The sequence below is a fragment of the Undibacterium sp. TJN19 genome (genome assembly GCF_049339485.1).
In the GTDB taxonomy this organism is placed as follows: domain Bacteria; phylum Pseudomonadota; class Gammaproteobacteria; order Burkholderiales; family Burkholderiaceae_D; genus Undibacterium.
This window is the reverse complement of the sequence record NZ_JBMPPL010000002.1, coordinates 42,917-55,016: the sequence shown is the minus strand read 5'-3', so window position 1 is coordinate 55,016 and position 12,100 is coordinate 42,917. Positions and strand designations below refer to the sequence as shown.

Sequence of the window (12,100 nt, the reverse complement as noted above, 5' to 3'; positions counted from 1 at the left end):
TTTAACCAAAATACTTGCTGACTTGCCATATCGTGCCAGTTCCTGATGGCTGGCGCTGATAAAAGCAATGAAAGCAACTCGTTTCAGAATAGTCAAGCTCATACCTTATCCCGTCGGGGCGGTATAAGGCATGCTTGAAGGCCAGGGCTTTCTGCTGCGTGGGAAGTCATTGTTATCATGACTTCATGGCTCTGGAAAAATAGAATCAAAACTGCGCTGACTTTGATAATCGATGTTCAGGCCAATATGGCTGGCGGTACGCAAATTCACGGCTACCAGCACTTCGCGCAAAAGCGACACACCAGATTTGCGGCCATCACCGGTCAGCGCACCATAGGCTGCCTGCGCCAGGCTATGGCCCAGTTCCAGATTATTCGGATACAGGGCAAACAAGGCCCCCTTTTTTGCATGCAAAAAACTACTGGAAAAGAAGGGAATGCCACGACTCCACGATTCGCGCAAAACCAGCGGAATAATGCTACCCTCTTCTACCGTAGTGGCGTCATGCGGCAGCCATAAGGCATCTCGCTTGTCAGCATTGGCAAAAGCGTTTTCATATTGATGCGCGGCTGTCGCCAGGTCTTTTGCCTCATAGGTCACCAGTTCCAACCCTTGGGCTTTGGCGGCATCACGCGCCAGCTTGATCAGCCATTCATTATTTCTGGGGTCGTAGACGACAATCACGCGTTTCACATTCGGCAACATACTTTTCAGCCGTGAAAACAGTAGTGCAGGATCCGGCATGAGACTGACACCGGTCATGGCACGGCCTTCATTTTCCGGAACGCTAAGCACGCCACCAACCACAATCGCGATCTCGCGGTCGAGGCTACTGGCCAGTTTCATACCCTGGCGGCCCAGCGCAATGACGACTTTGACGCCACTGCGTTTTAACTGCGCATTGAGCTCATTGGCTTCGAGTTTCTGACCAATGGGGATACTGATCACCGGCAATTTGGATTTTTCTTCTATGCCTTCAATGATCTTGGCGAAAATACTACGATAGGGTTCACCCAGATCAGGGTATATCACCGCCAGGCTGCCAGTAGCCGAACTGTCCGGCCGCCTTGCCTGATTGACAGCATCGGCAAATACCAGGTATTCGCCATAGGTGCGGCCTATGCGCAGTTCCTGCGCGATGGCAGGTGGCTGATTCACTGTCTGATGAATGGTCTGACTGGCCTGATTTTGCAACATGGCAATCTCAGGAAAAGCATGCGCCGTACTTTCTGCATAATCCGCTTGCCATGCTTGTGCCTGCGCCATATTTGCACCACAGGCGAGCAGCAGCATGCCTGCACAGCAAAACCGCAAGGCACGCAGAACAGGCTTGGCAAGCGTTAACGAGTACAAATCAGGTCGCATCAATCTTTTGACAATTTTCCATAGCAAGGCACAGCGTGATTCTCTTCAGCAAACATTACCAGATTTGCCTGTTGTCCATATGAAAATCTGTTGCCGCATCGCCGTCGTTTAGCTGGTCAAACAACAACTTGTCATCTTTGTTAACAAAGTACATGGCAATATCACGCTGAGGGATGCCATTACAGTTTATAACCCAGCTGTTAAAACGCCAATCTTCCAGCCTGCGGCATGTCATTTGCTAAATTGATAAAGGGTGTCGTAAATGGGCTGGTTTCACGTACACCAGCATTAAATATATTTCGAATAAAACCAGTGATATTCCAGCCAGCGGATTTTTTATGTGTGCTTATGGTCAAATCCAGCGTCATGTAATCCTGGAAAGGTGGACGGTTGCCATCCGGCATCCGCACATACATGACGTCGTGGTGACAAGCCAGATATTCTTCACTGTTTTGTCCTCTGTGCAGACGGTCAGGGTCGAGAGTGTCAGTGACTGAGTCGGCCAGATTCGTAAAGCGCGCCTCACTGTCATGGACTTCAATGCTTACTCCTCTTCCGTTCATCGCGTCTCTTTTTATTATCTGTTCATGGTAATCCAATCCCCACAGCAACATAAGCAGGTGAGCAAAGGCAACCGGACGCTAGCTTTGAACAGCCAGGTAACGACGATATCAATTCGCTTATTTATCTTTTTAGCAAGCTATCGCAACAGTAAAACCCGACTTATCCACTAACCTCACTTATAATCAAAGGTTTAGCAATCACCGCAGATCATATTATGGAATTAGCCAAGTCTTTTGAGCCCGCAGAAATCGAACAATCCTGGCGTGGCGAGTGGGAAAAACGTGGGTATTTTGCCGCCGGCATGGATGAAGGCAAACCCTCATTCTCGATACAGCTGCCACCGCCGAACGTGACGGGCACCCTGCATATGGGACACGCCTTCAACCAGACCATCATGGACGGCCTGACACGCTACTACCGCATGCGCGGTCACAATACGGCCTGGGTGCCGGGCACGGACCATGCCGGTATCGCCACGCAAATCGTGGTGGAACGCCAGCTCGATGCACAAAAGATTTCGCGCCATGATCTGGGCCGTGAAAAATTCCTGGAAAAAGTCTGGGAATGGAAAGAAAAATCCGGCTCCACGATCACCGGCCAGATGCGCCGCATGGGTGCCTCTGCCGACTGGGACCGTGAATATTTCACCATGGATGCCGTGCGCTCGAAGAGCGTGACCGATGTGTTCGTCAAACTGGTAGAGCAAGGCCTGATCTATCGCGGCAAGCGCCTGGTCAACTGGGACCCAGTCCTGGGCACAGCGGTGTCTGACCTGGAAGTGGTATCGGAAGAAGAAGATGGTTCGATGTGGCATATCCGCTACCCGTTTGCTGATGGCTCCGGCCACCTGACCGTAGCGACGACCCGCCCTGAAACCCTGCTGGGTGATGTGGCCGTGGCAGTTGACCCGACGGACGAACGTTATATCCATCTGGTTGGCAAGATGCTCAAACTGCCGCTGACAGACCGTGAAATCCCGGTGATTGCCGACAGCTATGTCGACAAGGAATTTGGTACTGGCTGCGTGAAGATCACGCCTGCGCATGATTTCAATGATTATCAGGTTTGGGAACGAAACAAAGCAAAATATAGTTTACCAATATTTAGCATCTTCACATTGGGTGCAAAAATTATTGACAACAATATACCAGCCGGTGGGGAACGTTCTCTTGATCATATTGCGCCCAATGCGCATGGCGTGAAAATTGGAAAAGTAGGGACGCAGCCTCTCGCAGATGATCTTGGAATACCCGCTGAATATCAAGGCATGGACCGTTTCGTTGCCCGCAAACAAATCGTTGCTGACCTCGATGCACAAGGTTTGCTGGAATCAGTAAAACCACACAAGCTGATGGTGCCACGTGGCGACCGTACCAATGTGGTGATTGAGCCTATGCTGACTGACCAGTGGTTCATGGCCATGAGCAAACCAGCACCGGAAGGCACGCATTTCCCTGGCAAATCCATCGCCGAAGTGGCGCTGGAAAAAGTCGCTGATGGTGAGATCAAATTCATTCCGGAAAACTGGACAACAACTTATAACCAGTGGCTGAACAATATCCAGGACTGGTGTATCTCTCGCCAATTATGGTGGGGTCATCAAATCCCGGCCTGGTATGGCGACAATGGTGAAATTTTTGTTGCGCATGATGAAGCCGGTGCCAAAGCCAAGGCAACTGCTGCTGGTTACACTGGTGCATTGAAGCGTGATGACGATGTGCTCGATACCTGGTTCTCGTCTGCGCTGGTGCCTTTCTCGACCATGGGCTGGCCGGAAGAAACACCGGATATCAAACACTTCCTGCCATCCTCTGTTTTGGTGACTGCTTTTGACATCATCTTCTTCTGGGTAGCACGCATGGTCATGATGACCACGCACTTCACCGGCAAAGTACCATTCCATACCGTGTATATACATGGTGTGGTACGTGATTCCAGTGGCCAGAAGATGTCCAAGTCCAAGGGCAATACGCTTGACCCTATCGACCTCATCGACGGTATCACGGTAGATGAACTGGTAGCGAAACGTACAGCTGGCCTGATGAACCCCAAACAGGCTGCCAGCATAGAAAAAGCCACGCGCAAGGAATTTGCCGATGGCATCCCAGCCTATGGGACAGACGCTTTGCGCTTCACCATGGCCAGCTATGCATCACTGGGCCGCAATATCAATTTTGATCTGGGCCGTTGTGAGGGCTATCGCAACTTCTGTAATAAGCTGTGGAATGCCACCCGCTTTGTGCTGATGAATACCGAAGGCAAGGATTGCGGCTTTGGTGCTGGTGTTACCGATGCTGACCTCGACTACTCACAAGCTGACAAATGGATTATCTCTAGCCTGCAACGTGCAGAGGCTGAGATAGAAAAAGGTTTTGCTGACTACCGTTTTGACAATATCGCTTCTGCCATCTACAAGTTCGTCTGGGATGAATATTGCGACTGGTATCTGGAGGTGGCGAAGGTACAGGTACAGCAAGGCAATGAAGCACAACAGCGCGCCACCCGTCGCACACTTTTGCGCGTGCTGGAAGTGATCTTGCGTCTGGCTCACCCCATCATTCCATTCGTCACCGAAGCCCTGTGGCAAACGGTAGCGCCGCTGGCAGGCAAGACCCTGAACCCGACTGGCGACAGCATCATGATCCAGCCTTACCCGTTGTTCGTCGCTGAAAACGTCGATACTGCGGCAGAAGCCTGGATGCAGGCACTGAAAGCCATGACGGATGCCTGTCGTAACCTGCGCGGCGAAATGCAATTGTCCCCTGCCCTGCGTGTGCCACTGCTGTTGCAAGCTGCGAATGCAGAAGACAAATCCCGCCTGCAATCTTTTGCACCTTATTTGCAAGCACTGGCAAAGCTGTCTGAAGTATCTGTCGTTGATGCTCTGCCTGAATCACCAGCACCGGTATCCGTCGTTGGCGAATCGAAGCTGATGCTGAAGGTGGAAATCGACGTGGCAGCGGAACGTGCACGTATCAGCAAGGAAGTCGCCCGTCTGGAAGGTGAAATTACCAAGTTGGAGACCAAGTTGGGTAACGAAGGCTTTGTCGCCAAGGCACCTGCCCAGGTAATCGCGGTTGAGAAAGAGCGTCTGTCAAATTTCAAAGCCACCCTGCAAAAGCTGCTGGAGCAGTTAGTCAAGCTGCCACCAGCGTAAGATGTTGCAATACCGTGGGTTAAAGTAGGTACTCTAAAAATATTGTACGTGGTAAAAATTTTGCCACGTACAATCAAAACAGATAATTCAGAGACCTGCGTTTTTTATTGGAGACAGTATGAAAAAAACCGTTCCACTTGTGTTAACCCTATTATCCGCATTCATCGCTGCGGCTAGCTTGCCTTTGATGGCGCATGCAGAAGAAAGCCCGGTAGGCTTATGGAAAAGCATCGATGATAAATCCGGCAAACCCAAGGCCCTGATACGCATTACCGAAACCGCAGGTGAATTGCAGGGGAAAATAGAAAAACTGTTTATCGAAGCAGACGCCGATAAAAACCCGAAATGCGACAAGTGTGAAGGCGCCAACAAAGATCAGCCCATTATCGGCTTGACGATTTTGTCTGGCCTGAAAAAAGACGGTGATGAATACACGGGCGGCAAGATACTTGACCCGGGCAATGGCAAGCTCTACAGCAGCAAGCTCAGCATCATAGAAAACAACAAGAAACTGAATGTGCGCGGCTATATTGGCGCGCCGATGTTTGGCCGCACCCAGACCTGGTTGCGCGAACAATAAAACCTCATCAAATGATTTCTTAAGCAATTTGACCCCGCTCCAGCAGGACGGGGTCAAACTTCGCCTGCGGTGCCAAGTAAGGCATACTCAGACATACTCACATTGTCATGAAACTCTATACCGCCCGCTTGCGTAAATGATGCAAAGCCAGCGCCAGCTGCGTCCCCACGACTGCATTGTTTTTGACGAGTGCGATATTGGTTTCCAGGCTGCGCCCACCGGTCAGGTGCTTGATCTGCCCCAGCAGGAAAGGTGTAATTGCCTTGCCACTGATACCGAGGTCACTGGCCTGCGCCAGTGCCTGACGCGTGATGGTTTCGATTTCTTCTTTCGGCATGGCGGCCTCTACCGGCACCGGGTTGGCAATGACGACGCCACCAGCCAGACCCAGATTCCATTTGGTGTGTATAAACTCAGCCTGTTGCTCAGCGGTGTCCAGTTGAAAATCGGCATTAAAGCCACTGTCGGTCGTAAAAAAGGCCGGAAAGGTCCGCTGACCAACACTGACCACAGGCACGCCATAAGTTTCCAGGTATTCCAGCGTCAGGCCGATATCAAGTATCGACTTGGCACCAGCGCACACTACCGCCACGGAAGTGCGTGCCAGTTCCTGCAAGTCAGCAGAAATATCAAAACTGGTTTCTGCACCACGGTGCACGCCGCCAATGCCGCCGGTCACAAAAACTTCTATGCCTGCCAGCGCGGCGCAAATCATGGTGGCGGCAACGGTCGTTGCCCCCAGTTTGCCATTGCTCAGTGCATAGGCCAGGTCGCGGCGGCTGACCTTCATTGCATCTGGTGACTGGCCCAATAATTCCAGTTCTTCATCCGACAGGCCTATGTGTATCTTGCCATCCATGACAGCTATGGTCGCTGGCACGGCACCGCCATCACGAATGATCTGTTCAAGCTCACGCGCAGTCTGCACATTTTGTGGATAGGGCATGCCATGCGAGATGATGGTCGATTCCAGCGCCACGACCGGTGTGGCTGCCAGCCTGGCCGCACGTACTTCTTCAGACAAGATCAAATAGGATTGCATCATGTTTCCTCGCTAAAAATGGATGGATTAAGCGATGGGGCTACCGTCGCATCGCTTTGTATGGTTAAAGCCGCGAGATGCAAACCCCGCTCGCAAGCCAGTTTCAAATCTTTGGGATGCTGGCACAAAGACCAGGCCACGCCAGCAGCAAAGGCGTCACCCGCACCGGTAGCATCACGCACCCTGACTGCGGGCGCAGGCAAATGACTGATGCCTTCTGCGCTGTCAGCGTTGCTATACCAGACCCCGGCATCACCAAGCGTGACAATGATGTCCTGCACACCGCGCTGTTGCAACGCGCGACAGGCTGCTGCGATATCTTGCGGCTGCGGCAGGTTGCGGCCAGCCGTGGTTTCCAGCTCGCCACGGTTCAGGACCAGGCAACGCAAACCCTGCAACTGTTCAGGCAGACGCGCCATCTTTGGTTGTGATACCGCCACCGCCATCAGGGGTACCGCATGCACATGCGCATCCTGCAATAACAAGGCTATGCTATCTGCGGGTAAATTCAAGTCGAGAATGGTAAATGCAGCAACATGGCGTTGTAGCTGACGTCTACGCAAATAGTCTGGCGTCATGGCGTCACAGCATTCCATATGCGCCAGTGCCAGCACCATGTCACCGTCGTCATTGAGCAAAGCAGTATAACTGCCGCTAAGCGCACCGACGATTTGCAGGCTGGCCCTGGCATCTATACCCACGGACTGCGCCTGCGCCAGAATGCTTTGTCCGGCAGCATCGTCCCCTACCGCACATAGCAAACTAACCGGCATGCCAAGGCGCGCCAGATTTTCTGCAATATTGCGGGCCACACCACCAAAGGCTTCATGCTGGCTGACCGGGTTCGAGGTGCCCATCTGCATAGGCCCCAGGGTGCGCATCTTGCGGTCTATATTCGCACCACCTATACAAACGACGGCACGCTCGTCCGGCAACACATAAGCCCGTCCCAGCAAGCGTTTATCACGGATCAGGGCCGCAATATGCCCCGCCACAGCAGAGCGCGACAGACCCAACTGATCAGCCAGTTCCTGCTGAGAGATAAAAGGCTGGGCAGCGATGAGTTGATAAAGCTGTTCTTTTTTTGAATTGGCAGAATTCATGACATGGTTTTAATACAAAACAAAAACAAACAATTGTTTAAAACAATAAACATTTGTCTTTTCATTGTCAATCAATAGTTTCCGGAACAAAAAAATCCCGCATACCTTTCGGTATGCGGGTTTGATCTTATTCATGAAAGCCAAAGCTGATTTGCTTCATCAATGAATGCATCGCCCATCTTGCTTCAGCAACACTCTTTATTACCGGTATCGCCAATATAAAACAAAACTAATGCCTGATATGTTTGCCAGCGCACGGAAGGGGATAAATTTTACGGGCATTCTCTGGCTAAATCCGGCGCTCGGCTAAATCGAACATCTGATTCATTTGCGGTCACATCCCAGTTTTTGCATAATCAACTTAAGGTCTTATCATGAAAATTTCAATTCTTTTGCTGTCACTTCTCGGTGTTTTGGCAATGACTGCCTGTGATCGTCAGCCAGCGCAAGTTGTTGCCGTCCCGGTACCAGTGGCAGTACCTGGCCCTGCCGGTGCGACTGGCGCGACAGGCGCTACCGGCGCGCCTGCTTCAGCTGGTGCAACGGGTGCAACGGGCGCCGTTGGTGCTTCAGGCGCTGCAGGTTCTGATGGCATGCAAGGTGCAACTGGTGCGACCGGTGCAACCGGCTATGACGGTGCCAAAGGCAAAACCGGCGAACCAGGTAAAACCGGTGATACTATCGTAGTCGTACCAGCCAAGTAATTAGATAAAGCGGCTTCAGACCGACATGCTGACCACAAGTGAAATCTTTGTTGGTCAGCAATTGAACTGCAAGGGCCTCCTCTTTGATCAACGCGTATGGGTACATGACGCAAACACCATGAAAAGGAAGAAACCATGAACCAGATCATCAATCTTATAATTTATCTTGTTGTCTTCGGTCTCATATGGTGGCTGATAGGTATGCTGCCATTGCCAGCACCAGTCGCACAGATCGTGAACGTGCTGTTCATTATTTTGTTGATAGGCATAGTATTGTCGGTATTTGGCATCATACCGGGCATACGGCTACCGCTCATAAAATGGTAGCTGCCTGAAGTACCCGCATGCATGAATAAAAAAAACCGCCATTCAACACAATGGCGGTTTTTTCATTGGCAAGCCGGAAAACTTGTTGTGCACAGCCTGTACATCCGCACAGCTACTATTTTTCCAGATCTGCTTTCGGCGTGGTGGATTTGTCCCTTATCCACTCAATACCGACCGCGACGAGGAAAAACCCGGCAGCCACCAGCAACAATTTCAGCAAGACATCCATCTCAAACTGCTTGCTGCGATAAAACGCCGCGCCACCGACGATGACGGCAGCCGCAATAATGCCCTTGCCCTGACGCTTGAACGCAGCGCGGCACAGTGATATGAATTTGTTGTCTGTATTGCTGCTCATAAATTTTCTGCTACCTGTACGAAATAAAACATTTTACCAGTGCTGGAGGAGCCGGCAAATTTAGCAGCATATGTAGCGCTCATCCAAATCAATGATCATCAATCATTATTGCAGGTTGATTGCAGTGATGTCGCCGCCTGAATTGAAAAAGCTTTGGAGATAAAGAACGCCATTTCTTGACATGCTTAACTGGCCCTCTTTTGGATATGCCCATACTGACTGATGGGTATTTACATCAATCGCATAGACATTACGTTCAGTGCTGACAAACAAAAGGTTATTTGTCAGCAGCAGGCTCTTGCTCATACCCGTCTTGTAAGCATATACCGTATGATTCGCCGCTGGCAAAGGCCACGTCCACAACACATTTCCATTGTCGACTGAGCGCACCTCGATACCACTTTCGTTGAGTACATAAACAGCAAGCGGCGAACACACAGGCGGGCTCTGGAATGACCCCGTGGCTTTCCACTTCACCGTCGACTGTGCCAGGTCAAACATACTTAACGTCGTACCTGCAAGCGAAGTCAGTACATTTTTGCTGTTGCATAAGGCCGGGTAAGTCGAACTGATGTTGCCCTGCACGCTAGCCGCGTTTCCGGCGATGGATTTCACCAGTCGCCCAGTTTTACGATCAAAAATGAACAGCGAAGCATCCCCACGGTCATTGATGACCGTATAGGCGTAGGCAAAATCATTATCTATCGCTGGTGACCAGGTACCTGTGCGAACACCCGTATCAGAACCCAGATAGCGCCAATTGAAACTGATGGATGTCGGGCTGAAACTATACAGATAAGTGCCCGCCCCGTCGCTACCATGCACACTTTGCGCATCCGCGGTCGGTGTGCCGCCCGTCACGGTTTGCGTGCCCAGCGGTTGCGTGGTGGGTACCTGCCCACTCTGTTGCGAGATACGGAAGATGGAAGAACTGCCCGACCGGGTCATAACGAAATAAACTTGATCATTTTCAGCCGCCGGTTGCGTCAGACTTGTGTCACCTGGCATAGAATAAGTCCATTTCAGCTTGCCGGTATTTTCATCTATCGCCAGCATGTCGCCACCAGCAAACGATTTACTACCCAGATAGCCCGCGCCATTTTGATGACTCATCAAGGTGAACTGCTTATTGCTTTCGCTGAGACTCAGATAAAACCGTGGAGAAAAATTATTGACATTAAGCGTAACCGGTACATATCCATTATGTTCTCTATTACCCTGCACCGAAGTCCAGTCAGCGCCGCCGGGCAATGGCGGCAAGGCTTTCAGGTTCGGCGCTTTGACTTCAAGGGTGTATGGCAATTTCCATGGTGAGCCGGGCAGAGGCTGAGCGCACACAACGGCAAAGTCTTTACACACGCGCACTTCAAATACACCGCTATATGTACCCACCGCCAGCTTGGATGAAGTAACTATCTGTACCTGGTAATTCGACAGACTCAAACCTACTTGCGAGATACTGTTCCCAATGCTATTGCTGTCAAATACGCCAAAAGATACATTCTTGCCATCAAATATTTGATTTGTTCTCGCCTCAAAGGTCAGGACCAGACTATCACCTTGCGCCTGGCTTGCTTTTAATGATGCAGGCAATAAAGTCATCGCTACGCCATTCGCACTCGACGTATCGGTCTGCGAGCCGCCTGTACCACCGCTGTCAGCAGAAGTACTTGTGCCTCCTCCCACTGCAACACTGGCACTGCTACCGCCGCCACCCCCACCGCAGGCACTCAACAAGCTTAACAGCGAAGCCAGTAACAAGGTTTTCATTTTCATCGTCATAGTAAAGTGGGGAATTTGCAAAAGGCCGCATTATAGCTTGACGATATGGCTCTACAGTGACAAAGAAGGGCCACCGCATACGTATGAAATTGTCAAAGCAGCCAAGACTTCTGCTCAGGAAGCGGTCGCAGGCTGGCAAGCCTGATCCATCATGTATTGGTATATACGGCCCATCCGGCTGCGGCTGCGCGGGCCATCACGCAATTTGCCGGATGCAAATATCACGCGGCCTGCTGCTCCGCGTAATTCATAGACGGAAAATTCTCTTTCTTCCATGCTGGCCGCATTGCAATCTATTCTGAAGATAGAGCGTTTTGAACGTGCACATACTTTTTCTGACGTGTCATAACGGGCAAAGTTGAATTCGGTATGATCAATCGCATCCAGCAAGCCCGGCAACTGTGCGACAGGCGTGATCTTGAAATAGTGCACGTCACCGGCATTGTCCTGTACGTGCGCACCCCATGCAGGCCCCAGTACGGCAGAAATTTGTGAATAGGCTTTTTCCCCGCGCTGGAAATTCCGGCTTAATGTCAATGCTGCCGTCAACGCAGCACCATCTGCAGCGGATTTTTTATATTTGCCCAATCCTTCCGTGCACAGATCAGCAACTGGCTGGCTGCGTACCTCGGTCACGTAAATGAGGTGCCACCCTGCACGTGATCTGACCGGGCCATACACATCATTAAGTGGCACCGAGAATACGGCGCGCTCGAAATAGTCATCATAGGTACCAGAGCTGATCAGACCCAGGTCCCCTTCCCCTGCTGCGGATTGATGCAGGCTGTTTTTCCTGGCCATGGCTTTGAATGAAAGCAGGCGACCACTAGCTGGCACGGCGCGTATTGCTTCCAGCAATTGCAGGGCTTTTTCTTCATTATCCAGCAGAATGTGATACACATGCGCCTGTCGGATGGTGTCGCGTTCGTCTGGCAGAGAACCATCTAGCGCCCGAGCATCAGTGGTCATCAGTGTAATTAAGGCAAACAACAATATGGCAAGCGTCGATTTAATCATGGCGTGTCAAAAGGATGTTAACAGGTGAAGGCATTGTCTTCATTACAGCATAGGCACTGTCAGAAAATCAAGATGGCAGAGTTTTTTTGGCGGATTACGCT

General features: G+C 51.1%; 11 protein-coding genes. 4 read left to right on the top strand and 7 right to left on the bottom strand.

Translation table 11 applies throughout. The features are described 5' to 3' along the window. Positions 1–183 precede the first annotated feature (183 nt). Both ACO0LH_RS08435 and ACO0LH_RS08430 read right to left on the bottom strand, forming a co-directional pair. The gene (locus ACO0LH_RS08435; RefSeq protein ID WP_422940628.1) at positions 184–1,365 is read right to left on the bottom strand and encodes an ABC transporter substrate-binding protein; all 1,182 of its coding nucleotides are present in this window, start codon (positions 1,363–1,365) and stop codon (positions 184–186) included. A 200-nt stretch (positions 1,366–1,565) separates the two neighbouring features. Then, on the bottom strand, positions 1,566–1,928 hold the full coding sequence (locus tag ACO0LH_RS08430) for a hypothetical protein (RefSeq protein ID WP_422940627.1): 363 nt from the start codon (positions 1,926–1,928) through the stop codon (positions 1,566–1,568). Between the two features lie 215 nt (positions 1,929–2,143). On the opposite strand from ACO0LH_RS08430, the gene ACO0LH_RS08425 reads away from it, so the two are divergent. Together ACO0LH_RS08425 and ACO0LH_RS08420 are read left to right on the top strand one after the other, a co-directional pair. After that, on the top strand, positions 2,144–5,086 hold the full coding sequence (locus tag ACO0LH_RS08425; RefSeq protein ID WP_422940626.1) for a valine--tRNA ligase: 2,943 nt from the start codon (positions 2,144–2,146) through the stop codon (positions 5,084–5,086). A gap of 118 nt (positions 5,087–5,204) precedes the next feature. Further along, a complete protein-coding gene (locus ACO0LH_RS08420) occupies positions 5,205–5,666 on the top strand; it encodes a DUF2147 domain-containing protein (RefSeq protein ID WP_422940625.1) in 462 nt (153 codons plus the stop codon). A 115-nt stretch (positions 5,667–5,781) separates the two neighbouring features. Here ACO0LH_RS08420 and ACO0LH_RS08415 read toward each other — a convergent pair whose 3' ends face one another. Both ACO0LH_RS08415 and ACO0LH_RS08410 read right to left on the bottom strand, forming a co-directional pair. Continuing rightward, positions 5,782–6,708 carry a pseudouridine-5'-phosphate glycosidase gene (locus ACO0LH_RS08415; RefSeq protein ID WP_422940624.1) on the bottom strand — a complete coding sequence of 309 codons (927 nt, stop codon included), beginning with the start codon at positions 6,706–6,708 and terminating at the stop codon, positions 5,782–5,784. After that, positions 6,708–7,811, bottom strand: a complete 1,104-nt coding sequence (locus ACO0LH_RS08410) for a PfkB family carbohydrate kinase (protein WP_422940623.1) — start codon at positions 7,809–7,811, stop codon at positions 6,708–6,710. Before ACO0LH_RS08410 ends, ACO0LH_RS08415 begins: the two co-directional genes overlap by 1 nt. A 374-nt stretch (positions 7,812–8,185) precedes the next feature. Between ACO0LH_RS08410 and ACO0LH_RS08405 the strand changes: the two genes are divergently transcribed. After that, complete coding sequence (locus ACO0LH_RS08405; RefSeq protein ID WP_422940622.1) at positions 8,186–8,515, top strand: collagen-like protein; 330 nt, start codon at positions 8,186–8,188, stop codon at positions 8,513–8,515. Positions 8,516–8,650: 135 nt separating this feature from the next. After that, positions 8,651–8,842 carry a Thivi_2564 family membrane protein gene (locus ACO0LH_RS08400; protein WP_422940621.1) on the top strand — a complete coding sequence of 64 codons (192 nt, stop codon included), beginning with the start codon at positions 8,651–8,653 and terminating at the stop codon, positions 8,840–8,842. A 115-nt stretch (positions 8,843–8,957) separates the two neighbouring features. Here ACO0LH_RS08400 and ACO0LH_RS08395 read toward each other — a convergent pair whose 3' ends face one another. The 3 genes from ACO0LH_RS08395 to ACO0LH_RS08385 form a co-directional block, all read right to left on the bottom strand. Continuing rightward, positions 8,958–9,200 carry a hypothetical protein gene (locus ACO0LH_RS08395; RefSeq protein WP_422940620.1) on the bottom strand — a complete coding sequence of 81 codons (243 nt, stop codon included), beginning with the start codon at positions 9,198–9,200 and terminating at the stop codon, positions 8,958–8,960. Positions 9,201–9,305: 105 nt separating this feature from the next. Beyond that, positions 9,306–10,970 carry a PQQ-binding-like beta-propeller repeat protein gene (locus ACO0LH_RS08390; RefSeq protein ID WP_422940619.1) on the bottom strand — a complete coding sequence of 555 codons (1,665 nt, stop codon included), beginning with the start codon at positions 10,968–10,970 and terminating at the stop codon, positions 9,306–9,308. A 126-nt stretch (positions 10,971–11,096) separates the two neighbouring features. Further along, positions 11,097–11,951 (bottom strand): peptidylprolyl isomerase, encoded by an 855-nt coding sequence (locus ACO0LH_RS08385; protein ID WP_422940618.1) that lies wholly within the window; start codon positions 11,949–11,951, stop codon positions 11,097–11,099. Between the last annotated feature and the right edge of the window lie 149 nt (positions 11,952–12,100).